The sequence below is a fragment of the Nocardia flavorosea genome (genome assembly GCF_015477805.1).
Lineage (GTDB): Bacteria > Actinomycetota > Actinomycetes > Mycobacteriales > Mycobacteriaceae > Nocardia > Nocardia flavorosea_A.
In genome coordinates this window covers 379,022-403,452 of the sequence record NZ_JADLQL010000004.1, presented here as the reverse complement: position 1 = coordinate 403,452, position 24,431 = coordinate 379,022, and the positions used below count along the sequence as shown (strand labels likewise).

Below are 24,431 nucleotides of genomic sequence, written 5' to 3'. Positions count from 1 at the left end.
CGGTGACGCATCCCGGTTGTCGCTCCAGCGCCTACTAGCCGGGCGGGAGTGCAGCCGTGCCGTCGATAACAGGAGATAGTGGGCGCGACCGGAAGTTGCTGGTCCTGCTGATAGTGGGTTCGGTGACCTGTGGGTGCTGCCTGTTCAGCCCGCTGATCGCGCTGGGGAATATGTTCAGCCACGGCGCGAACGATTTCCGTAATCAATGTGACAGTGCGCTCGGCCCGGACCCGTCCGTCACCGTCACCGCGACCACATCTCCGGTCCGGACATCCGAGCCGGCCGTTACGCAGTCCGCTCTCCCGAGTACCAACCCGTACTCTTCGATGACCCTGGATCCGCGCGATCGCGATATCCCCGACCGCTACCGGACCTGCGTCACGGCCATGCGTTCCGCGCCCTACCAGCGACCCGATGCGATTCAGACGCCGAACTCCGGCGCGGCCGTGGCCTGCGCCCAGCACCTCGCGCTCCGCTACGCGAACGAGGGGTCCGGTGATCCGGCGGCCCTGGTCCGTGATGTGGTCTACGCGGCTTCCGCCGCGGCACTGACGGGGCAGTGTGCTCCGGGGGCCGCCCCGCCGGGGTCGGATTCCGCGCCCAGCGGGTGCGGCGACCCCGGCGGGCCGCGGCGCGCGGTGTTGCTCCCGGAAACAGTGGGGCGCCAGGCGTATTGCGGACAGCAGGTCGCGGCCACTGCCGTCACCGCTGGGGACCTGGTTTTCTGGGACTACCGTGAGAATGCTGCTACACGTGTAGGGATCGCGGTGAGCGCGGGCGAGATGGTGACCGGGGAGCCCGGAAGCGGACGCTTCTTCCGGGTGCCGCTTCCGGACACCGGTGGTACCCGGTTCAAACGGGTGTTGGGTGGTGAGCTATGACGAGCGCCGAGGCCGGTCCGCTGGCAGCGGAGGCGGAGCCGGAGGATGACGCCCATCCGGTGACCGGGGCCGATGCCGAGGAGACCCTCTGGGGTTCCCCGTGGTCCCCGAACGATGGCCGGCGGCGGAGGAACGGCAACAGTTCCGGTCCGGCACCGGGACCCTCGGCCGCGAATTCCACGCCGCAGAACGTAGCTGCTCCGGGCACCGCGGCGCCGCCGGGCGCGGTACCTGTTTCCGGCGCCCGGACGCCGGGAACAGCCGTATCAGCGCCCGGAACACCCGGTCCGCAGGCCGGGCCGGGGGCCCCCGCTTCACCCGCACCGGCCGCAACGCCGCCGCCGGCGGAACATCGGCCCGCGGAGGAGAGAGAGCCGGAGAACGGTGGTCTGCCGGTCGATCCGGAGATGCTGTCGACCATGGCGCCGATGGCGCTCATGGCCGGCGCGGGTCTGCTGCCGATCCTCGGCTCGGCGCTGGCGGGGCTGCTGGGAGGCGGTTCGGGCGGTGGACAGCCGGCGGCCGAAGGACAGATGTCACCGGAGGCGCAGAAGGCGCTCGAAGCCCTGGATCTGCTGGCCGAAGTGTACGGCGACGGGCCCACCGACGACCCCCAGGTCAAGAAACTACGCGAGGAACTGGGCCTCACCGAAGAGTCGTCGGACGGCTCGTCTCCCGGATCGACCGGTGCATCGGGGGAGACGGCGCGGATGGTCAAGGCGCGCCAGTTGTTCCAGAAGAATGCCGCCACGGCGTTCAACAATCTGGACAATCAGCTCGCCAACTACATCAAGCGGCTGGCCGGGGACAATTCCGTGGACAAGAAGGCCGTCACCTCCCTGATCCGGGAAGTGAACGTGGCGCTCGCGGAACTCGGGCCGCAGGCCTACACCAAAGAAGGACAGCAAAAGGTCCGCGAGATCCTCACCAGGGCGCTGAAGAAAGCACACGGCATCGTTTCGGGCGGCCAGACCAATGCGAACGAAACCGCCGCGGCAATCGACAAACTGACCAACCAGTACCTGTACAACATCGCCGGGCAGGATGTCCCGAAAGGATATATGAATCTCGGCGGCACCGGCGGTGGTGGCACCACCGTGGGGGCGGGCGGGTCCGCGCAGGCACGCAAGGCTGTCGAGGTGGCGCTCGCCCAGATCGGTGATCCCTATGTATGGGGTGCCGAAGGGCCGAACAATTTCGACTGCTCGGGCCTGACGCAGTACGCGGCCAGGGCCGCAGGAGTCAGTATTCCGCGCGTGGCGGCCGACCAGTATCGCTCGCTCCCCAAAGTGCCTCCCGGGCAGGTCCAACCCGGTGATCTGATATTCCCCTCCAGCAGTTTCAAGAGCGACGGCCCCGGTCACGTGATGATGTACATCGGTGACGGCAAGGTGGTGCACGCGCCGCGAACCGGCGACGTCGTCCGGGTGGCTGCCTTGCCCTCCAGCTACCAGGCGGCTCGCTGGGCATAGCGGCTCCGGCCTTCCTGGGACGGCATTCCGGGCCGGCCGTGCGGAGCCCCGGTCCGGGAACTTGTCTCCGGTCCGCGGCCGGCCTCTCGCCGCCTTACGGATCCCAGGGGTCCAGGCCCATATCCGGATGCAGGTGATCGAGGTTGGCCATGCGGCCGGTCCACCGCATGAGTTCGCGGCGGTTGGCGTCGGTCGGGCTGATGCGGTGCCGCTCCGCGGCATTGTAGAAGCCGTTAGCGACTTCGGTGCCGATCGCCCAGCGGGTATCGCGGCCCACCGTGTTCCATTCGTCGGGGGTGATCGCACGCCGCAGGTTTACATCCGAATCCCAGTTCCGGCGAACCCGGTTTATGAACCCTTGGTCGAGCACGGCGCCCGGCGCCGGGGCACGGGTATGTCGCCTGAAGTTGGTACCGGCGATCACCGCCCACGAAGCAAACGCGTTGCGCGCGATGGGGTCTTGGTCCAGATGGTTCTCGACCGCGTTCGCTGTGGCGATCGCTTTTTGGAGCGGCAGGAAGCTGAACGTATTCTTGGACGTCGTGGCCCCCTGCACCGCCCGCGCCCGCTGCACCTGTTCGATCTCGTAATCGGTGTGGCCGAACAGCTGCAAGATCGCCGGCCAGTGGGCTTCGGGCACGTTGCTGTCGCCGAGTCCGTCGATGGCATTGGCCAGCCCCCAGACCGTGCCCGCGTGGTTGCCCTCGCGCCGCATCGCCTTATCCATCCAGTTGGTCCGGCTGCCCTGGGCCCACATATGCCCTTGCAGCCGGGCCTGGGCGGACTGGTAGTTCGCGAGGTCGGATAGTTTCTTGCTGCGTGCCAGCGGATTCAGTGGGTTGGGCGTGCGCATGGCCAGCCACCCGACCAACGGCGAGGCGTTGACGGTGTTGAGCGCAGCCAGTGCCGCGAGGCCGCCGATACCCCCGCCACCGCCCGGAAGCTGGGCTCCGCCCATACCCAGCGCGCTTCCGCCGCCGCCACCGCCGCCACCGCCCGAGCCGCCTTGGATGGCCAGGGAGAACCGATTCGCGACCCAGTTGTTGCCGCGTTCCAGGCTCCGGTTGAGTCTGCGCACCTGCGAGATCGCGATGAGTTCGACCGCGCAGGCGATGACGATCACCGACATCACCTGGCCTTGGGCCTGATCGAACACATTGCCGAGAAACAGCACGTAGACGCCGAGAAAGACGGTGAAAGCCGCCATTTTCGCGGCGGCGATGAACGAATCGACGACATTGCGGACCAGGAAGGTCTGCGTGGGCCCATAGATGAATCCACCGGCGGCGAATCCGAAGATCGCCATGAAACCGTGGTAGATCGTGTCGAGGGCTGCTTTGGTGACCTTCAGACCCAGATACACCGCGAAAAGCATCAGCAGCGTGCTGCAGATCAACAGGATGAGCCCGGTTCCGAGCTGGCCGACACTGGGATGGGTTGCTTTGTGGTGCGCCGCGCCGTCACCGCAGTCGTCCATGGCGTCCTTGACGTCACCGCCCGACAGCATGCTCGAGGTCCACGCGGCCTCACAGGCTCCCGTGTTGTCGACCACATGCCCGAAATTCCACACCTGCACCGGTCTACGTGCGAAGTTATCGGCCAGATCATGCTGCATGATGCTGACGAGTTGCTGCGGATTCGGGTTGCCGTTGCCGTTCAGTCCGGCCGCCACCGAAAGCCCGACATCGCGGCCCTGGACCAGCAGCCCGTCCGACGACAACACGTCCTCCAGCGGAGCCGCCAGGAAGATCGGGCCGAGCACCGCCACGCCGAGCATGGTGATCACCTGCATCGTCGCCTTGGTGGGCAGACCACGGGCAATGAACCATGCGACGAAGAACGCGCCTACCGTCGCGGCGGTGGTCAGCACGATGGGCGTGGCGATCTGCCGAACCAGCGCCTGTGCGGTACCGCTGAGCGCCGAGGCGAACATATCCAGCCATTCGAAGCTGAAGGTGAAGGTGATAACCCAGATCGCGGAGGTGACGATGGCCATGTAGCCGACGAATTCGATACTCAGCAGGGTCCACAACACGGTGTTGGCCGGATTGAGGATACCGCCCTTATCGGTGTCGAATTTGTAGCTGGCCAACGGGACACCCTGCGAATCGCGCACGTTCATCCAGCTCAAGCCGTCGATCTGGGACACTCCGCTGCCTGGTTGCGCCGTCGCGACCACCACTCCGACGAGTGCCGGGAAAATGACGAAGGCAGTCAGCAGCCCGAGTATCCACAGTGTCCTGCGACGCCAGGGCCGGGCCTCGAGCCAGGTGCGCCAGCGGAGGACGAGCACGTCGGGATACCACGAGGACGGATCCGCGTTCGTATCCCTTCGCGGCTTCTCCGTCATCGACCTGGTGTCGAGCGAGTCGGCGCTGTAACTGTCTCGTGTGGAACCGGGAACCGGTGGAGGAACCGGCACATTCCGGGTGGTGGAGTCGGAATGATCGAGGTCCGGCGGAGGTGCAGTCGGTGTGTTGCTCAACGATCCACGACTTTCACCGGCCGTCGAAGAAAGCCGCTGCGGGCAGTCCCTCCGAGATGTTCCAGTTCGGCGCAACGGAGGATCATCCGGCCTTCCTCCTGTTCGGTCGCAGTTCCTATCCATCGGGCCGAGTCGGCTCCAAGCGCTGTGGTTGGTCCCGAGACATGTATTTTTGCGCGCCACGCGCGGACCCGGTTCCCTGTGATGGGAATCCTTGAGAATAAGGGCGAGATCGGGAAGGAGTCTCGAGTGTCGGGAAACGCTGTTCCGGAGTCAGTTCGGCCTTCGATGACGATTGTCCGTATTGTGGACGCTCCCGCCCTCGAACTGATCATGGGTAGGTGACCCGGTGGGCCTTTTCGATGCCGTCGGCGGTTGGGTCGGCGACAACTGGGACACTCTTGCGGTAGGCGCGGCGAGTGTTGTCGGGTTCGCTGTGGGGGGGCCGCTCGGCGCGGCTGCTGCGGGAGCCGCTGTCGGCGGGCTTTCCGCCTGGGCGCAGGGCGAAGATATCGGCGCTGCCATGGCGATGGGAGCGCTGGGCGGGGCGCTGGGGGGAATCGGGGGTGCCGCTTTACGAGGTGGGCTTTCCGCGGCCGGACGGACGGCGATCAGCAACTTCACGAGGCGGAGCGGCACCGCGCTGGTTCGAGGACGAATGGGCGGCGGAGGTCTGTTCCGGGGCTCGGGCGGGGGCTATTTGAGGTCGGTCCGCCGGCAGCTACCGAACAGAGGGATGGGTTCGCTGGGTGCGGGGGTCGGCGCGAGTCTCTTCTATTGGCAGGAGACGGTCGATTTCGGCGGTTCGGAGGGCGCCGAGCAGCCGGCGGTCGGAGATATCCCGGTGTCACCGATCGGTTCGGAGCAGAAGCCGGAGCGGATGCCCGATATTCTCATGCCGGATCCCACCAAAGCCCGGTGGCCGGAAGGTCTGACTTTCAGCGAGCCCATGCAGCAGAATTATCGGACACTGCCGGACCTCTACAACGGGATATGGAAAAGTTTCGGCAAGGATCCCACCGAATCGAGCTTGCCCGATGAATTGGCATTGCCGGGAAAGATTGCCGACCCGGAAAAGGCCGGAATACCGAGTTATACGCAACGCGTCCAAGACCTGGAGATCGGGTTCGAGAATCTGCGCAGTTCCGATGATCAGGTCGCGAAAGCGGTCAAAAGAACGGTTGAGTACTGCGATGCAGGTAAGAATGATATTCGCAGCTCGGTGAGTGCTGTGGGCAAGTTCGCGGTGATTCATCCGCAGAACGTCGAAAGGATCAGCGCCGTTCATCAGAGTACCGCCGGTGCAGAGATTCCGGTATTCGGTTTCCCGGAAACCTATGGTGCCGATGGCAGTTTTACGGAGGACTCGTATACGTTCTCGATCATCGAGGGGGCATACGCGGGTGCCGAATCGATCATGGGGGCATACGCGGAACTGTTCGCAGCGTTGGCGGCGGAAACGAAGCCACCGGAAGAACCGAAGAAACCGGTAACTCCCACAACCCCCACCACCCCCACTATTCCCACCACCCCCACGGTGCCGACCATCCCGACCGCACCGACCACGCCGACCACACCCGGACTCGATCCCTCGACCGTGAAACCGCCGACACCCATCGACCTGGGCGGCGATGCCGACGACACCGCGCCGGGTTCGGCGGCGGACAAGGCGGATCAGGCCGACAAGGCGGCACAGCAGCAACTGGAGCAACTGGGCCGGGACGCCGCGGCGGCCCGCACCGCGGCCACACCCGCCGCCGCCATGCAGGGTACGGCCGGTTCCGGGCTCGAATCGATGATGCTCCCGATGATGATGCAGGCGATGATGGGCGCCATGGGCGCGAAGCAGCAGCGTGCCCAGGTACCCGACGAACCCCGGCGTCGTCGTCGCGAGGACCAGGTCCCGGCGCAGGCACCGGCGGCCGCGGCGATGCCCGCTGTCGCACCTGCCGCGCCACCGGCCTCGGCGGCGCCGGCCGGCGCTCAGTCGCCGGCGGCGCGGCCGCCCGTACCTCCGGCCACCCAGGGGCCGGCCACGACGGGCAAACCGCCCGCCCACGGCGAGGGCAATGTCGTCTACACCTTCCCCGACGGACGGACCCAGGAAGTTTCGGCGGTGGTCGCGCAGGCGCTGGACGCTGCGTTCGGAAACGCCGCTGCGACCGATGCCAAGGAGGCATACGCGAATACGAAGGTCACGTGGACGGATGACAAGGAGATCGGGACACGGGTCGATCCACATCAGTTGATGACCGGCGATGTCGGCGTCTGGGAGGACCGGACGGCGCTGTTGGTCGTGTTCGGCACCGATACCAGCGGCACGCTCGAAGCCGTGGTGGACGGCCAGTTGCAACCGGTGGCCGGGGCGGCCGATATGCGCGACGGAAACGGCGAATTCGGGAATTTCGTCGGCTTCGTCCACCCGCCGGGAATCGAGAAGTCCGAGGCGGGGGCCGCGGCTGCCGCCGAGTCCCCGGCGGATCTTCCGCCCGAACAAGTCGTCGCGTCGGCGCCTGCCTAGGAGGTTCGCATGGACTGGGGAGGGTTTGTAGTCGATGTAGCGGTCGGTGGCGTCACCACCCTGGGCTTGGCGGCGATGAAGGGGACGCCGATCGGCTGGGGGGTTTCCATCGTCGGCGGGGCGGTCGGCGGTGTCGCCGGTCAGTGGTGGGACGACGGTGGGCCCACGCTGGAAGGCACCTTCAAGGGCGCCTTCAGTGGCGCTGTCGGTGGACTTCTGGGCTTCGGGGCCGGCAAGGCTGTCGGTAAAGTCATCGGCAAATGGTCCGACAATGCGGCCAAGAAAGTGAACGACGCCGGCAATCCGGATGTCATCAAGTCCGCGACGGAGGGCGTAGACCAGGCGAAGGCGGCCAAAAAAGCTCTCCAGGACGAACTCTCCGATGTCGACTACAGGCTGAGACAACCCGGGCTGAAGGGCAAGGAGAAAAACAATCTACTGGCCGAAAAAAGAAGGCTGGAAGCCGAGCTCCGGCCGGGTGGGCCCGCCGATCGTGCAATAGCGGATGCCAAAGCCGAGTTGCGGAAGGTCAAACGGGACAACCCCGGCATCAAAGATGCCGTCGACAAGGCAAAAGCTAACCAGAAAAAAGCCGACTGGTGGAAGGAAAACCTGCGTTATCCGCAGGCCACCCTGGTCGGTCTCGGCTCCGCTCTTGCGCGCGGGGGTATGAACATCTACAACAGTTCGGGCGGTGACGGCGGTTCCGGGCCACCGAACGGCAACGCGGAAACCCCGCCCGGCGAAGAAACTGTCGAGCTCATGTGGTCGGGCCTGGCCGCCGCCAATTCCGCCGGCCTCTTCGGGAAGCCGCCCTTTGTCGCCGATCCGTCGATCCAGGCGCAGGGTAGTGGTTTCCTGGCTCATCCGGTCAAGTTGAACCGCGCCATTGCCACCTGGTATGGCGGCCCGGCAAATTCTTTTGCTACCTCTCTCGCTGAGAACTACAAGATGTTCGGAGATCTCGAGAAGAAGGAAGACCTGAAGGAACCGACCCCTATCCGGACGCTTGCGGTGCCTGCCGGTGTGAGCTCGGGGAGTGCAGGCGGTCAGGGATACTCGCACGCTGTCCAAGCGTTGAACGGGTCGGCTACCGCGCTCAACAAGGCGCAGTCCGACTTGGCCACGACACTGAAGGATGTCGAGGAGATCACCCGGACCGGGCAGGAGAACATCGCGAACCTGATCAGCGGCGTGAACGCTGTCATGCCCTCGATCCCGGCCGGTGATATCGACGCGTCCTTTTTGACTCTGCTGAGTCAGGCGATCAGCGAAGCGGCGGGAATCATGAACGATGGCGCCGCCTCCGCCGAACTTGCGGCCAGGACCATCGGGAATCCGAATCTGAATGCCAATCCGTCCGGCACCGATCTGGCCAATGCGATCGGCCGGATCGGCAGTGGTCTCGACAATCCGGCGCTCTGGCCCGACAGCAACGCAGTGCCGACGCCTACCGACATCGACAAGCTCATGCCCAAAGATATCGATGCCGACCTCGGTAAGAATCCGGCGCTGGACAACGCGATCGATCGCTTGGAGCGGGCCTCCGCTCCGATCGAGGCAACCCCGGCAGGATTGAATCCGGCCGCGGCCGTTCCCGCGGCCAATCCCGGGGCGAACATGATGGGCTCGCTGATGAGCTCGATGCTGCCGATGATGATGCAGCAGATGATGATGCGGAATATGGCCGACAACGATTTGGCGGGCCGCCGGGCCGATCTCGATCCGTCCCGTTACGACCGTGAGCGGGCGGCGACCGCGCCGGCCCCTGTCGCTCCGCCGGTGGGGACCACGCCGTGGTCCGCTCAGCAGGCCGCCGCTACGCCGTCCGCGGCCGCGCAGCCGCAGACGCAGGCTCAGCCGCATACGCAGACCGGCCCCTCTTCGGGTGCGACTTCATCGCAGACCGGCGGCCGGCCGCCGCGTACGCCGGGTGAGGACGGCAGCGTGGTGTACTCCTTCCCGGATGGGCGGACCCAGAAGGTATCCCCAACAGTGGCAAAGGTGTTGGACAAGGCGTTCGCCAATATCAAGGGCACGGATGCTCAGGAGGCCTACGCCGAGACCGAGGCGAAGTGGACCGACAGGAAGGAGATCGGGACGCGTGTGGACCCGTTCCAGTTGATGACCGGCGATGTGGCGACCTGGGACGATCGCACGGCTGTACTGGTGGTGTTCGGGTCCGCCGAAGAAGGCACACTGGAAGTGATCGTCAACGGGGAAATAGAGCCGTTCGCCCCGGAGATGTCGGACAGCACTGGTGAGTTCGGCCAGTTCACCGGCTTCGTGCACCCACCGGGGATCGAAGTCGGCGGCTCGAAGGACACCAGCAGCGACGGCGCCGCGCCCGCCACCGGCGACCAGCAGGCATCACCTCAGTCCGGTGATCCCGCGGTGGCTGCCGTGCCCGTGTGATCGGCCGATGGTGGAAAGGAGACAGCTGTGGCGCTCAATGTCGACCTCGGTGAGCTGACGGCGGTCGCGGCCCGGGCTGCCGATATGGCCAGGACGACCGGTGCCGCGCTGCCACGTGAATGGGTTCTTCCCGCAGGCGCCGATCCTATTTCCGCCCAAGCCGTCCCGCGGCTGAACGCCCAGGCCGCCGGATTGTTCAACGGTGTGCTCGGTGTCCTGAACGAGGTGCAGAAGTTATCGCACAATGTCGGCGCCGCCGCGGTGAAGTACGCGGCTGCCGATACCGAGGGTGCGCGCACGATCGGCTCGGGAGATACCACCGAGGCGGCCAACCCGGTCCCGCAGATCGAACAACTGGGATACCGGCGGGTGCCCGAATCCCTGAGCAATATGACCAGCGTCACGGGTGACCCGCTGGTTTTCGCACAGCAGTTGCACAGTGGTCCCGGCCCGGGGCCGGCGCGCCGGTTCGCCGATTCGGTCCGCGCGTTCACCGCCGAGAACGTGACCACCGCCCGCGGTGATATGGACAGCGCCGCGTCGACCATGCAGCACTGGACACCGGTCGGTAGTGATGTCGCCGAGAAACTGACGAAGTACCGGGGGTGGCTCGACGAACTCGGCAACGGCCTGACGCTGCTGGCCGACAGCGCCAGCGCCTACAGTGATTCCTTCGCCAATGCGAAAGCCAAACACCCGACGCCGGAGGAGATCATCGCCGCGCGTAAGAAGCTCGTACGCGCCATGCGTTCGAAAGACGAGATCGGCACCCAGGCCGCGCTGGCCGAATTCCAGGAACAGAACGCGCGTTCGGCCGAGACAATCGGCAGCTATTCGGCCGAAACGGGGGTCGCCACCGCGACCGGGGAGCAGGCCGGTGCAGGGCAGGCCGCGGCCGGTGCGGGGCAGGGCGGCGACAGCAGCGCGCTGATGCAGATGATGCCCGCGCTGATGAGCATGATGAGCACGGGAATGAACGGCCTGCCGCTCACCGAGGAGATCTCCGACGACTATTACGACGACTACTACGACGATTACGGCCTCGGTGATCTCGGTATTCCGTCCGGGTCGCCCGGCGGCGGCGTCCCCTCGCTTCCCGGTGTGCCGAGTCCCGCGGAGGTCGAATCTGTCACAGTGGGGCCGATGCCGATGACGGCCGCTGCGGGGCTGGGCACCGGCTCGGGGCTGGCCTCGGCACCCCGGGTGCCGGTCATGGAGTCCGCGTCGTCGTCGACGACATCCGCCCCGTACGGACGCAGCAGCGGAATGCCGTATATGCCGATGATGCCGATGTCGCCCGGAGCGGGTGGCGGCGCGAACGGCAACGAACGCAACCGGGTGGTCGCCTGGCATCCCGATCGGTTGATGTACGTGGACGATACGCCGCATACCGAGCAGGTGATCGGTGAACGTCCCACCATCGCACCCACCGTGACATCCCCGACCCCCCCGCCGCCCAACCAGGCGCCGACCCGTTCCGGAGGTTCCGCATGAGCAATATCCATCCCGATGTGCAGGCCGCCCTGGACGCGGCCCGTGATCTCCGGCATCGGATCGCGGATATGCGGGAACAGATCGATTCGGTGCGGGCCCGCCGGCCCTCGCCCAGCGGAACCGTTATTCCCGAGGTGGACGCGATGGGCCGGCTCACCAGCCTCTACCTGGCGCCCGGCACCGCCGCCCGATACACCGGCACCGAACTGGTCGACGAGATCATGGCGGCGATCCGGGAGAGCACATCGGACGCTGCCCTCCAGTACCGGACGATCATGGAGACCTCCCTCGTAGACGGCGAGAAGGCATCCGCCGACGGCGTGCGCACTTCGGAGGCCGTCTCGTGACGGGACCGGTCGTAACCGACGACGGCGACGTCTCGGCCGGTGATGCGTTCGGCTGGCTGCATGAGGAAGGGCTGGCCAGACTGGCCGCACTGGGCCAGGCGTCCGGTCCTGCCGCCGCGTTCACGGTGGACGTGGCAACCGGCATGGTGACGATGTTCCCGGTGACGGGCGCCGATTCCGCGGCCCGGGCGGCAGACGATCTACCTGCCGCCGCGGAGAACACCGGCCGCCTGGTCGCCGTCGGGCTGACCTCGGCGGGCGCCCTGCTGGTGGTGGATCTCAGCGGGTCGCTGATGGTCGCTCTCAACGGTGACCGTCCGGAACTCGCCGCCCGGTCCTGGGTGACCCAATTGCTGTTGAACCCCGATATCACCCTCACCACCAACAGTTCGGCGGTCGCGCTGGGCGCGAGCCCGCGCTGCCGGAAAAGTTTCATCCCGGGCGGAGGTGGCGACATCATCAGTGTGGACGACGGCACGCCGCCGGTCACCACGATCGCGATGAACTCGGATCTGGAGGGGTCGGACTATCTGGAGCGGTCCCCGGACGGTTCCGGGGAAATGTATCTGGGCCCCAGATACTGGCAGCTGAGCCATGTGATGACCATTGCCGACGGACCGTGGGCGGCGCTCGCCGCCACCCTCGACGAGGCCGGAAAGTAGCGCCGGGCCCGGCCGGCAGACTGTGGAGACCATACGATGACCGATACCTACGACGACTACGAACTCGATCCGGAAGAAGCGGATGTTCCCGCCGCTCCCCGGAAAACGATCTACGAGGTCTTCAATCCCGAAGGCACGGTCGGCGTCGCCTGCGACCGGGACGGCGAAGTGGTGGGTATGCACATCACCGACGAGGCCCGCGAGAACGGCGATGTGTGGCTCGCGGCCGAAATCGTCGCCCTCGCCAAACTGGCCCATATGCAGTCCCGGGTCGGACTGCGCCGCGAGATGGAGGCCAAGGGCACCCGCCCCTACACCATCGACTCCTTCGGTTTGCCGACCGAGGCGGCGTATCGGGCGCTGGAGAACGAGACCTTCGGGACCCGGGCGCACTGAGGGGCCCGGCCGGCCGACGACAGGAATCGCAATGATCGATACGGACGACCCCGACGATGTGATCGCGGCCGGTGGCAGGTTCACCACGGAGATCACCTCGACCACAGGCGATGTCGGACGCATCGTCGACGATATGGTCGTGCACAGCAAGGCCGGCTCGCCCCTCGACCGGGCACTGGTGGAGAAGCTGACCTGGGTACAGGGAACGTTCGAGAACGCTGTGCGCGACACCGAGGGGCAGGCCCGGACCACGCTGGATGCGACGGTGCTCGGAGCGACGGTGCTCGCAAACGCCGATATCGACGGTAGCGTCGTCGTGCGTCGCGCCGAAGTCTGAGCGCGGAACCGGTGCACCCCGAGCAGCAGAGTCCGTACTGGGACCGGATCGTCGGCGACGACTGGCCGGAAATCCCGCCTGCCGCATGGAATGCGCTGGAGACATCGGCCCGGGACGGTGCCGCCGCGTTGAACACCGGCAACGCCGGGGCCGCCGCACGGGGTTTCGACGATTCCGTCCGGTCCGCCGAATCCCTGGAGCCGGTTCGCGATGCGATGGCCGCAATGCGGCACAAGCCGCAAGCCTTTGCCGACGCGCTGTACGCGGCGGCCGACACCTTCGGCGATTTCGCGGAACTGACCCGGCGGACCCGTAATCAGATCCTGGACGTAGTCGCCGCCGCGACCGACCGGATTCAACGCGAAACCCACGGCGACAACAACGACGACGGCGAAACAGGCGACCAAGCCGAAGCCGACACCGATGCGGCGACCACCGAACGCATAGTTACCCAGGCACGCGCCGATGTGGTCGATATCGTCGACGCCGCGCTGGCAGCGGTGGGCCCGCAGGGACTGCCGTCGCTCGACGATATCGCCGAAGCCCTGGGGCAGCCCGGCCCCTGGAAGACCGGAGTCCCGCCCGCCCCGCCACAGCGGGACAGTCCACCGGTGAACCCGGACGGCCCGCCCGGGCCGCCCGGGCCGGAAACCGGCGACGCGCCGGTGCTGCCGGTGGTCACTCCGGTGCTCCCGGCTCCGGGACACAACGAGATCCCGGACTTCCCACCGGCCGGCGATCTCTCTCCGGTCTCCGACACCCCGGGCGGGACCGATCCCGCGGAGACTCCCGGCCGGGTTGCGGAAGTTTCACCGACCGGCCCGCAGCGGCCCGTGATCGCCGCCGTGCCGCCCGCCGGGCCGGTCACCCCACCGGCGGTGTATGCCGGCGATACCGATCCGGGAGTCGGTGGACCGGCCCGCCCGGTCGCGTATTCAGGTGATTCGGAACCGGGCCGGCAGGGTCCGTCGTCGTCCTCCGCGAGTGGGGACGGGGCCGACGCGGAGAGCCGGACCGGCCGAGACGGTGACGACACCGGTGAGACCCCTGCGGACGCTGCCGGCAGTTCGGTCGAGGACGCGGGGCCGGTGATCGGCAGATCCACGCCCACGCGAACCGAGCCCGGGAACTCCGAATCGCCCACCGCGCCGACGCCGATCCTGCCGCAACTCATCGGTCCCGTCGCGGGCGCCGGCGGCTCCGCTGCGACCGCGCCGGCGGCACAGGCGTCCCGGGCTTCCGGCCCGCCCGCGGAGGCGCCCCGCGTGTTTCCGGCGGCGGCCGCCAAGGCGCCGGTCGCACCGGGCGCCGGCTCGTCGGGAATTTCAGCGCCCGCTACCGGGAAACCCGCGGCACCCGCCCGCGAGGGCACACCGGCCACACCGGGCCGAGATGCGGAGAAAGGAAAGGACGGTGCCGATCTCGTCAAGGACGCGGTCGGCGCGATGATCGCCGCATCGGCCGCACCGACTTTCGTGCTCGGCGAGCGGGTGGACGGCGATCTCGCCCTGGCCCGGACGCTGCTCGGCGGTATTCGCGCGGCCGTGGACTCGTGGCTGGTCGGCGTGGACTGGGCGGTTTCGGTGATGCGGCACCAGAGCGGAGTCAGCGCTTTCGTCACTTCCAACGAAGGTCGCGGCTGGCTGCCCACACATCTGTATCTGCCGCGCGAGGTGTCCACGCCGTGGCTGTGGTCGGTGGCGGAGAACTCGGGCTGGGAAGGGGTGGCCGACCCCGCCCGGATACTCGCCGAGTTCGCGCTGGCCTGGGGGCAGAAATCCGGCGCCAAACTTTCGGCGCTCGTATCATCGCAGCCGTTCGACCCCGAATTGCGGCGGCAGCTGGGCGATACCGCGACCGCGGGGTCGGTGCCGGCGTCCACTCAGATGGATCTCGCCACACCCTCGGACAGCACTCTGGACCGGCTCGGGATCACCGGATCGCAGCGGTTGATCGACCGGGCGGCCAAGGTCACGGACGGCTCTGTCGCATTGCGCTGTCTCCAGTTGGCGGTCGATGCTCATCTCCGCGTGGCGGATGTGGGGACGGACGCGATGGAATCGGTCGGCGCACCGGAGATCCGGCTCCGGATCCTGCGGGCGATCAGGAAGGGCAGGGAATTTCCGGCCGGTTGGTGGGAAGAGCTACAGGACGCCGACGATCTGCTCGCGGCCACGGCGATTTCGCATCGGCTCGATGTGCGTCAGATCGGGGTGGGCGAACTACGTCCGGACAGCGCCGACAGCGCAGGCGGATCCGCGACAGCCGTACTGCGTGACCTGGTATTCCAGCGCCGCTGCAACGAGCTCGTGCTGCTGCTGGCGGAAGAGGTGACCCGCCAGACCCTTCGAGACGCCGTATACGCCCACGCGCAGATCCTTGCCCATCCACAATTCGGGCGCCCCACCGTGGAACCCGCCCCGGCTTCCACGGTGATCTCCGCGCACGGTCCGCGGTGACGGCATATCCGACGCGCTCGTCACCGGCTTCCCTCGTTTGGGAAGCCTTGACAATAAGGGGAGACGGTGGCGGGAAAGGATTGATGGAGCATGCCGGAGCGGCTGGAAATCGAACCTGCGGTACTGCGCCAGCTTGCCAACCAGCACGATCAGGTCGCCAGAGACACCCGCGAATGGGCCAGACCACCGTACGAATGGCTCGCCAACTTCGAACCCACCTACGGCAAGATCGCCAATCCGGTGAAGGTCGCGCTGGAGAAGTACTACGACGCCCGGCAGCGCGCCGGGGAAGCCCTGGCCCGCGAACACGAGCAGACCGCCGCAAACCTGCGCGCATCCGCCGACTCCTATGAACTGGCAGACCAGAGCGGCGCGACGGATATCAGCCGGGGCGGAGACGAGTTCACCGATACTCCCGGGCCGGTTCCGAACACGCCGGTGAGTACCACCATGAATCAGCCCGTCGGCGCACCGGGTGACAACACCCTCGGCTCGCGGGCCCCCGGCCTCGACGGCACAGCCGTACCCGACGGTGCCACGCCGGCGGGTGTCGCACCGGGTTCCGGATCGGCTCAGCCGACCGCCGCGAACGGGGCCGGCGCGCCGACCGCCCCGCTCGGCTCCGCCGCGGACACGTCGGGCGCGAACAATACGACCTCACCGGCCGCCCCATCCGCCGCGGCGGCCGCGGCGGCCACTGCGCCGCCCGGCACCACGGCGCCGGTGGGCGGCTTGCCCCCCGTTGGCGCGGGCGGTTTGCCCGGGGGTTCCCTGGGCGTCCCCGGTGCGGGCGACGACCGGCCGGCAGGCCGGGCGGCCACCGCGGCCGGCGACGGGATGCCGATGCCGGCGGCCACGACACCGTTCGGCTCCGCGGTCAACGCCGCGAAAGATCGTGCCGCCGAACCCGATTACGTGGTCGCCGAGGAGGTCAGCGAGGATCTGATCATCGCCCGCACGCTTCTCGGCGCCGTTCTCGCGGCCGTGGAATCCTCCGTGGGCACGGCCTGGGCGGTTTCGGTGATGCGCGGCCCCGCGGGCGCCGGAATCTTCATCACCTCCAACGAGGGTCGCGGATGGCTGCCCGCGGGTCTGTATCTGCCCCGCGAGGTATCGACCCCCTGGCTCTGGGACGAGCTGCTGCGTACCGAGGATTCGCCCGGTTCCCCGTGGGAAGGCGTCTCCGATCCTGCCCGCATCCTGGTGGAATTCGGTTTGGCCTGGGGCGGGAAAGCCAACGCGACACTCGCCGCGCTGGTGTCTTCGGGACCCATCGACCCTGGCCTGCGCGCGCATCTCGCCGACGTCCCCATGGAAGGGATGGTCGGCCCGTCCTACGACGTCGATCTACGCGTGTTCACCCCCGACACGGTCGACCGGCTCGGACTCACCGGCTCGGTCCCGGCAATCGAAGCCGTTGCGGCCCTGCCCGACGCCCAGGTCCGGGCCCGCTGCCTGGAACTCGCTGTCGACGCCCAAACCCAACTGGTCCGGTCGGTCGCGGCTCCCGCGGAAAGTGTCGGCGTCCGCAGCGTCCGCGATCGGATACTGGCCCGGCTGCAGGACGGCGGCGAGGTCCCGCGGGAGTGGTGGTCGGAATTGCGTGACGCCGACGACCTGATCGCGGCGGCCATGATCTCCCGCCGAGTGGACGTCGGCCGGGTGAGCCTCGGTGACCTCCGCGTCGACGACGAAGCCGCCATCCTGCGCACCCTGGCCTGGGAACGCCGCTGCAACGAACTGCTCCTCGCGCTGGAACAGGAGGACGACAGCCGGCAGGTGCTGCGCGACGCGGTCTACGCACACGAACAAGTTGTGCAGCATCCCGCATTCACTGCTGCCCCGGCACCGGTTTCGGTGGGGACCGAGGAGCGGATCGACGCGCCCGTGGCCTCGGGAACGGTCTCTGCACCCGACAACGCGGTGTCTGCGCCGGTGATCACTTCCGGCCCGCCGTCGGGCGTTATGGCCCCGCTGTCGACGAGGCCCGACGGCAGTGGACCGGCATGACTGCGGGCCTACCGGAGCAGCCGTGACCACGGATACGGCTCAGTTCGCTGGTGCTTACTTGGCCGAAGTCGCCACAAAACTGGGTCTGCCGGAAGACCATGGCACGATCCGCGCGGTACTGGACCGTGCCTGCGGTGGGCAATTGGCTGCCCATGGTCCGGACGGTCGCCGTGCCAGCACTCTTACTGCCTCGGGTGTCCCATTCGAGGTCAGTGTGACCGGGGGTGGCGGAACATTTTCGCCGGCGATCCGGTACGTCACCGAAGCAGCTACGCAGGAAACGGAATTCGGTAAAAGACTTGCCTTCCAGTTGGATGCCATCGACGATCTCGTCACCTGGTTGCCGAACGGCGATGAAACCTCGGCGAAAATGTTGCGGTCGTTCGTATCGACGCTGTATCCCGATACCGCGGATGTCACGCGGCAGCATCGCTCGCCTACCTGGCTGGGAATAGTGCATCACGCGGCCGATCCCCAGTATGTGGCGCGTGTGAAGGTTTACGCTGGCCTCAATGCCGTGCCGGGCGCGCTGGAAAGTTTACGTCGCCGAGTACCGGGATTCGCCGGTCTGGCAGCCATGGCGGACGACGAAAACCTCTTTGTACCGGCCGGCGCGGCGCTCGAGATCGACGCATACGGTGAAATCAACCACAAAATCTATCTGCGCACCGCAAGACGTGATGCCGCGGTGCCGATGCGGCTTGCTCGCGTTTTCGGGGAATCGGTGTGGGAAGCGCTGTCCGAGTTCGCTCGCTGCGGCATCGAGTCGGCCGAACTGTACCGTTACCGATTCTTCGTATGCTGTGCCCGGCGATCCGGTGAATCTGTGCTCGGCCTCCACTTGGTGGCCGGGCGACGTGACGATCTCACACCGGTAGTGAGACAGCTGGCGAAACGACACCACGGCACGAGCGCAGCAGTTGACGCGCTTGCTCGCACCGCCGAGTCACTCGGCGGGACTTGGCGGTACACGGCTGCTGGACTCAGCGCTGGGGCCGGTTCGGGCACCATCAAGCTCAACGTCTATGGCACGCCCACATCGCGACCGGGCTAGCGCCGTTCCCGATGCAGCGTTGAGCGTCATGGCATTGCACAGCCCATGTGGTCGGAAGTGACACCGACGGCGGCGAAACAGGCGGTGGAGAATGAACACAGTACACAGCATTGCGCCGGCGGACCTGTCCAAGGCGATAGCAGCGGCCTGCAACTTCCTCGTGGAACAACAGGATCCGGACGGGCACTGGCGGGATTATGAACTGGTTCCCGGAAGATCCGAATCCTGGATGACCGCCTGCGTAGGCGTTGCGGTGAGTACGGCCTACAAAGCCGGTGTCTCCGGTGGCGATTGCAACGCCGCTGTCGACAGAGCGGCTGTCGTACTGAAAGATACGCGGCGACGCAGCGGCTGGGGATACAACACCAAGACCGCGTGCGATGCCGACTCGACATCATGGGTGGTTCGATTCCTCGTCATGCGCGATATCGATCCGGGACCGAGTCCGCTCTTCGACCGTTATCTCACATCGTTGGGCGGAGTCCGTACCTTCCCGTCGCCCCGTGCGCACGGGTACTGGGCGGATGAACACGATGAAGTGGCTCCCATGGCCGGTTCGGCGCTGCTTGCCCTCGGCGATGACGACCGAGCGGCACGTATCCGCTCACGAATTCTGTCCCGCTACCGAGATCACGGGGTATGGCTTCGTTTCTGGTGGGATTCGAAGGCCTATGTGTCGGCACAGAACCTGACGTTCCTGGCGCGTACCGGTGGGATACCCGATCGGATCGCTTCTGCGGAACAGAGACGTTTGCAAGCCTCGCTCGATCGCGTCGAACGCGGCGGCGGGTCATCGTTCGATATGTCTCAAAGCCTGCTGTGTGCGTTTCGGTTGGGAGCGCCCGAGGCTGTTTCCCTACTCTGCCGTGGACTGCTGGCCAATCAACTCGCCGACGGTGGCTGGACCGCCTCGCCAGGACTGCTGGTCCCGGACCGGTGGGATGTTGACGTGCCCACTGAGACATTCGTCGACGACCGCCGACTCTTCAGTACTGCGATGTCGGTGATCGCCTTGCTGGAGGTGACGGCGGCTATCGACTCGAACAGGAATGAGGAACTATGAGAGAGATCCATCCCGATGTCGTAATTGCCCGCGACGCGACGCGTGAGCTACGACATCGGATCGCCGATCTCCGGGACAAGGTCGAGAATATCGTTGCGCGCCGCCCGTCGCCCAGCGGATTGGTAATACCCGAGGTCGACGCGTTCGGCCGGTTACGCGATCTGTACTTTGCGCCCGGAACCTGTGCTCGGCTCGACAACGACGAACTGGTGGCCGACATCATGGCCGCCATTACTGAGAGCGCCCGGGACGCCCGGCACCAGTACTACACCGTGATGAGCGACCGGAGTGCCACGCGGCCGTTGGCCCAGGTGATGGCAGAACGTCGCGCTGCGCTCGATTCGGCTGCCACATCCCCAACAGTGGGAACGAAGAACAATGAGCAGGAGATAGGTGGCGGGAAGGACTGACGGGGCATGCCCAACTACCTGCATCTCGAGCCGGATGAGCTGCGCAGAATAGCGGAACAACACGCGGCGGCCGCCGAGCATGTCCGCAAGTGGGGTGAGATTCCCTGGGACTGGCTCAACGATTTCCAGCGAACGTTCGGAACTATCGCCGATCCGGTGTGGGGAGCGCTCAAAGACTACTATCGGCGGCGCTACGACCGGGCCGAACGCCAGGCGGAGAACCATGAGCGCACGCGAGATAATCTGCTACTTGCAGCGCAAGCCATGGAGGAGGCGGACCGGAACTCGGGGGGAATCGTCACTGGAGCCGGCGACTTCGAGGGCGTAACTCCGCGTAGCGGAGGTTCACCGGCAACTGGTACCGACGTTGCTCCGCCCATGATGCAGTCAGGCATCCCCGCTCCTGTACCACCGATGGGGTCGGCTGGTGGGACCCAGAGTTCGACTGCTCCGACGGAGAACGGCAGTCGGGCCGTTTCGTCGACCGGGCCGGTCTCTGCGGTGCCCGCAGCCCCGCAAAGCACGGGATATTCCAGTGCATCCAGGGTGCCGATTTCGGTGCCACCACCACGGAACAGTTCCGGGTCGCCCCAGCTCGAGGCGACCGCGCCGCCCGGCACATCCGGGTCGGCACCGGCTGTGCCGCACGCAGACACTGCCGCGCCTGTCGGCCCTGCTTCGTCTGTCGCCTCCGCCGGGGCCGGCGCAGGATCTGTGCCTCCACCCGTGCCGGGCAGCGCGGTCCCGACATCCGTGCGCCCCCTCATCGACGATCCCCGGCCTGCTCCGGCAGGATCGGTACGCCGTCGGCCCATGCCCTTGGCGAGCGGACCCCTTGCGGTGGCGGGTCGCGGGACTCGGGGTGCACCACAATTGGTTGTCGGCGCGAATGCCGACGATGATCTCATGCTCGCTCGCTCTCTTCTCTCGTCCATCCTGGCGGCTGTCGCAGATTCGGAACCTGGGCTGGGGTGGGCGGTTGGTGTGTTGAGAGCCCGTGCCGGGCAGATCGTCGTCGTGTCCTCCACCGAAGGTTTGGGCTGGCTGCCTTCGGGGCTGTTCCTTCCGGCGGAGGTAACTGTTCCTTCGAAATGGGCAGGCGTCTTCGGCCCCTCTGTGCAGGATGCACTCGTGGCCTCGGAGGGGATTGTCGACCCGGCTCGGGTCTTCGGTGAGTTGAGCGCGGTTATTCCCGGGAAGAGCAGATTCAGGGTCAGCGCTTTGGCGTCTTCGGCTGTCGTCCCCGACAACGTACGCGCGGCTCTTGGGGATCGAGCGGTCATTGAGGGGGAGATATCGGCCGCCGAGCCCGTTATCGACCTCACCACGCCCGCACCTGGACTGGTCGACAGGTTCGAGTTGGCCGGTTCGGAAGCCTTGCATCGGAGGCTGTCAGCAGTCGCGGAATCGGATATACGGGAAACTTGTATGGCACTGGCCAGTGCGGCACACGACCGGGTATGCGATGTTCTTCGCGATACGGACCAGCAAACAGTAGAGCACCGCGCGCAGCGCCGGACTATTCTCGATACTTTGCGGGCCGGCGGTGTGGTGTCACCGGCCTGGGTAGACGATATGCGTGCGACCGATGCCATGATGGCCGCTGCACAACGCTCGCGACGCGTAGATGTGTCGCATTTGCCGATCGGTACCCGCACCGAGATTCCTGGAACGGAGATCGTGCGCCGCATGTTCTTCGAACGGCGCGCGGACGAACTGTTGATGCTGCTCGCGGCTGGGGAACCCGATCAGCGACTGCTTCGCGAAGTATTCTATGCATACGGACAGATAACCGAGCATCCTGGGTTTCCGTCGGAAGAAGCTACTGTCCCGGTGGAATCCCGCGTGTCAGAAGTTTCCGATGTTCGCCGAGGTAATTCAGTATCCGCCCAACCTGCCGTGGCCGCTCCGCCCCGCATCGAGTCAACAATCGTCGAAGATGTCGGGCCGAAAGGTTCCGAACTGCAGAGGAGTACGTAATGGGTGCTGGAGTCACGCTTGCCGATGAAATCGAAAAAGAGCACGATGATACCGGCTGGAATGATATCGACAACGATAAAGTCGATGAGCACCTCGATAAAATCAAGGAATTGAACTCGACTGAATTCAATGCCTTTTTCGAAAGGCTTCCCGAGGAGACCCGAAATGAGCTTTTGAACAGTGCGGACGGTGGGGACCGAAATCTGCACACCACCGATGAGTACCGTGAGATCTATAATGCACTGAAGAATGGAGAAGACAGAGAAAAATATGTACAGAAATTGCAAACAGAGGAAAAGAAGGTCGAAAACGATGATTTCGCCAACGGTGCCGGTGGACAGGCGCCGCTAGGGGAGGGTGAGTATCTCGTAGACAAGGACGGCAACGGGCTTGTCAGCTTACACATACCCCGGGGTGCGACTCCCATGCTCACGGAACTGGTGGAAGATACCCAATTCGCGATGCAGGAGGGGCTGAAATCCCTGGGCTCCGGTGACCCGGAATCATGGTTGAAGTTCGGTTTCACCAATATGCTTGCCGGCTCGGATATCGAATCTGCGGACGGCTGGTCGAACGTAATCAATCAACATGCTCAAAAGAAAGGTGAACTCGACGAACGCGCCACGGAGTATACGCAGAAGCATAAAGATGTGGAAATTCATACGTGGGAAACGAAGGTTTTCAAAGACGAGCTCTGGAAACAGCTTCTGAATATCAAGGACGGGCTGAACAATGACCGTCTGAAGCTGGATCTTGCAGCGGTGGGGTACGAAAAAAGAGATGACAATCGCATCATCTTGACCGGGGACATCGAGAACTATGATCCCAACAAGGAGGACGACAAGCCCGGCGGGTATACGAACATGCCGGTGAATGGGGCGAACGGCGAGCGCGTGCTCTACCGGAAGAACGTGCAGGGCGACGCGATGACTGCGGAACGCGGATTCAAAGGGGAGGATGATCCGAGCAAGGAAGGGGAGGAACAATTCTATTATCTTACTCCCGAGGCCGAGTGGCACTTCTACGTCCAACATATCGATCAAGCTGCCGAGGACTGGGATAAGAAGTACAGGGCTGCGCTCGAACGTATGCAGCGGGGAGCGCATATGATCGACGACGACAAAGGGGGCGACGAAGACAAGGACGGTAAGGGTACTTACGACGACGGCTACAAAGCCGGACTGGAAGCCGGTCGTAAAGAGAACCCCGGCCCGACCACTCCCGGCCCGACCACCCCCGGCCCGACGACACCCGGCCCGACCACACCGGGAGCCACGACCCCAGGAGCGAAAACTCCAGGCGCAGAAGAGACACAGGACTTCAGCAAGACCTTCGACGACCTGCTCGGTAAGGAAGACCCTGCCGACGGCACCGGAAACGAAACCGGTAAGGACGGCAAGGACGGTAAGGGTGGGTCTGCGCTGGAGCAAGTGCTGCAACCCATTCGCGATGCGATCACCGGTTCCGGCGCGACCGGTGCAACCGCGGCCGGTGCGCCGGCCGGCGACGGCGGTATGGGCGTCATGATGCCGATGATGATGATGGGCATGATGTCGCAGATGATGCAGCAGGCCATGCAGCAGCAGAAGCAGGACGAGGCTGCCGAGCGGGATCGGGAAGAGCGCGAGCGCGAGGACGAAGAGCCTCAGTCGGCTCCTGCGCCGAATGCCGGCCCGGCGCCGGCCGCGCCGGCTGCGCCGCCGCCGGGTACCACCGCGCCGCCCGTCCAGACGGATACGCCGCCCGCACCCCCGGCGCCGGATACACCGAAGTCCATGGTCGATATGAAGCTGCCGGACGGGAGTTCGCAGCGGGTGTCGTCGGTGGTGTCCGAGGCGATCAACCGGGAGCTGAACAACCCGAACGGTAGCGACGCCCGGGCGGCGTATCAGGGCACGCCCGGCGAAGCGACGGCTGGTAGCCCGTGGGTTTCGGTGGAAAGTTCCGCGGTCGCCACCGGCGATATCGCGCAGTGGGAGAACCGGTCCGCGCTCGTCGTGGTCACCGATTCCGGTTTGCAGGCCATTGTCAACGGGCAAATGGTGCCGCTCGACCCGCACAACCCACCGGACGGCGGGCAGGGCGGTTACGGCGAGTTCCGTGGGTTCTTCCATCCGAGTGGAGCCGATATCAGCGGAACGAACGAAACCGCCGTGGGCGCAACCCCACCGGAGCCACCGGCGATAGCCACCGCCGCGCCGCCGGCCGCGGCCGCCGCACCGCCCGCGGTGCCGCCGCCGGCCACCATGGAGGTCCGCTGATCTGTAGGACGACGGATTACGGAGTTGTGCGGCAACTGATCGGTGCGCTGGAGGGCGATCCAGCCGGGCGGCGACGGTGCAATCGAGCCGAATGCTCAGCCACCGCTCCGAGTGCTTGTGCAGCAGGAAGCCGGGATCGGCTGCGAGCGTGACACTGTATGACGGCTGTCGCGCCGATCGCCGG

General features: G+C 66.0%; 17 protein-coding genes and 1 pseudogene. 17 read left to right on the top strand and 1 reads right to left on the bottom strand.

Annotated elements, in window-relative coordinates:
* Positions 1-56: 56 nt before the first annotated feature.
* Together IU448_RS20425 and IU448_RS20420 are read left to right on the top strand one after the other, a co-directional pair.
* The gene (locus tag IU448_RS20425; protein WP_195057254.1) at positions 57-881 is read left to right on the top strand and encodes a hypothetical protein; all 825 of its coding nucleotides are present in this window, start codon (positions 57-59) and stop codon (positions 879-881) included.
* 407 nt (positions 882-1,288) lie between these two features.
* Positions 1,289-2,353, top strand: a complete 1,065-nt coding sequence (locus IU448_RS20420) for a C40 family peptidase (protein ID WP_195057253.1) — start codon at positions 1,289-1,291, stop codon at positions 2,351-2,353.
* Between the two features lie 94 nt (positions 2,354-2,447).
* On the opposite strand, the gene IU448_RS20415 is transcribed toward IU448_RS20420, so the two are convergent.
* Positions 2,448-4,703, bottom strand: coding sequence for a hypothetical protein (locus IU448_RS20415; RefSeq protein ID WP_195057252.1), 2,256 nt, complete (start codon positions 4,701-4,703; stop codon positions 2,448-2,450).
* A gap of 871 nt (positions 4,704-5,574) precedes the next feature.
* Here IU448_RS20415 and IU448_RS20410 point away from each other — a divergent pair.
* The 15 genes and pseudogenes from IU448_RS20410 (at position 5,575) to IU448_RS20345 (ending at position 24,247) form a co-directional block, all read left to right on the top strand.
* On the top strand, positions 5,575-7,359 hold the full coding sequence (locus IU448_RS20410) for a hypothetical protein (protein ID WP_195057251.1): 1,785 nt from the start codon (positions 5,575-5,577) through the stop codon (positions 7,357-7,359).
* A gap of 9 nt (positions 7,360-7,368) precedes the next feature.
* Complete coding sequence (locus IU448_RS20405; RefSeq protein ID WP_195057250.1) at positions 7,369-9,774, top strand: hypothetical protein; 2,406 nt, start codon at positions 7,369-7,371, stop codon at positions 9,772-9,774.
* A gap of 27 nt (positions 9,775-9,801) precedes the next feature.
* A complete protein-coding gene (locus tag IU448_RS20400) occupies positions 9,802-11,268 on the top strand; it encodes a PPE domain-containing protein (RefSeq protein WP_195057249.1) in 1,467 nt (488 codons plus the stop codon).
* Positions 11,265-11,615 (top strand): hypothetical protein, encoded by a 351-nt coding sequence (locus IU448_RS20395; protein ID WP_195057248.1) that lies wholly within the window; start codon positions 11,265-11,267, stop codon positions 11,613-11,615. Before IU448_RS20400 ends, IU448_RS20395 begins: the two co-directional genes overlap by 4 nt.
* Complete coding sequence (locus tag IU448_RS20390) at positions 11,612-12,277, top strand: hypothetical protein (protein WP_195057247.1); 666 nt, start codon at positions 11,612-11,614, stop codon at positions 12,275-12,277. The genes IU448_RS20395 and IU448_RS20390 overlap by 4 nt, the downstream gene beginning before the upstream one ends.
* Positions 12,278-12,313: 36 nt before the next feature.
* Positions 12,314-12,673 carry a hypothetical protein gene (locus IU448_RS20385; protein WP_195057246.1) on the top strand — a complete coding sequence of 120 codons (360 nt, stop codon included), beginning with the start codon at positions 12,314-12,316 and terminating at the stop codon, positions 12,671-12,673.
* 31 nt (positions 12,674-12,704) lie between these two features.
* Complete coding sequence (locus tag IU448_RS20380) at positions 12,705-13,010, top strand: hypothetical protein (protein ID WP_195057245.1); 306 nt, start codon at positions 12,705-12,707, stop codon at positions 13,008-13,010.
* Between the two features lie 11 nt (positions 13,011-13,021).
* On the top strand, positions 13,022-15,469 hold the full coding sequence (locus IU448_RS20375; protein WP_195057244.1) for a hypothetical protein: 2,448 nt from the start codon (positions 13,022-13,024) through the stop codon (positions 15,467-15,469).
* A gap of 90 nt (positions 15,470-15,559) precedes the next feature.
* Complete coding sequence (locus tag IU448_RS20370; protein ID WP_195057243.1) at positions 15,560-17,479, top strand: type VII secretion target; 1,920 nt, start codon at positions 15,560-15,562, stop codon at positions 17,477-17,479.
* A gap of 22 nt (positions 17,480-17,501) precedes the next feature.
* Positions 17,502-18,533 (top strand): hypothetical protein, encoded by a 1,032-nt coding sequence (locus tag IU448_RS20365; RefSeq protein WP_195057242.1) that lies wholly within the window; start codon positions 17,502-17,504, stop codon positions 18,531-18,533.
* A 160-nt stretch (positions 18,534-18,693) separates the two neighbouring features.
* Complete coding sequence (locus tag IU448_RS20360) at positions 18,694-19,596, top strand: hypothetical protein (RefSeq protein WP_195057241.1); 903 nt, start codon at positions 18,694-18,696, stop codon at positions 19,594-19,596.
* The gene (locus tag IU448_RS20355) at positions 19,593-20,006 is read left to right on the top strand and encodes a hypothetical protein (RefSeq protein ID WP_195057240.1); all 414 of its coding nucleotides are present in this window, start codon (positions 19,593-19,595) and stop codon (positions 20,004-20,006) included. The genes IU448_RS20360 and IU448_RS20355 overlap by 4 nt, the downstream gene beginning before the upstream one ends.
* A 6-nt stretch (positions 20,007-20,012) precedes the next feature.
* Positions 20,013-20,291, top strand: a pseudogene (locus IU448_RS29775) (type VII secretion target); the annotation flags it as partial.
* Positions 20,292-20,879: 588 nt separating this feature from the next.
* Positions 20,880-21,986: a DUF5632 domain-containing protein gene (locus IU448_RS29050; protein WP_228813660.1), complete on the top strand. Its 1,107-nt coding sequence runs from the start codon at positions 20,880-20,882 to the stop codon at positions 21,984-21,986.
* Positions 21,986-24,247 carry a hypothetical protein gene (locus IU448_RS20345; RefSeq protein WP_195057238.1) on the top strand — a complete coding sequence of 754 codons (2,262 nt, stop codon included), beginning with the start codon at positions 21,986-21,988 and terminating at the stop codon, positions 24,245-24,247. Before IU448_RS29050 ends, IU448_RS20345 begins: the two co-directional genes overlap by 1 nt.
* Positions 24,248-24,431: the final 184 nt, after the last annotated feature.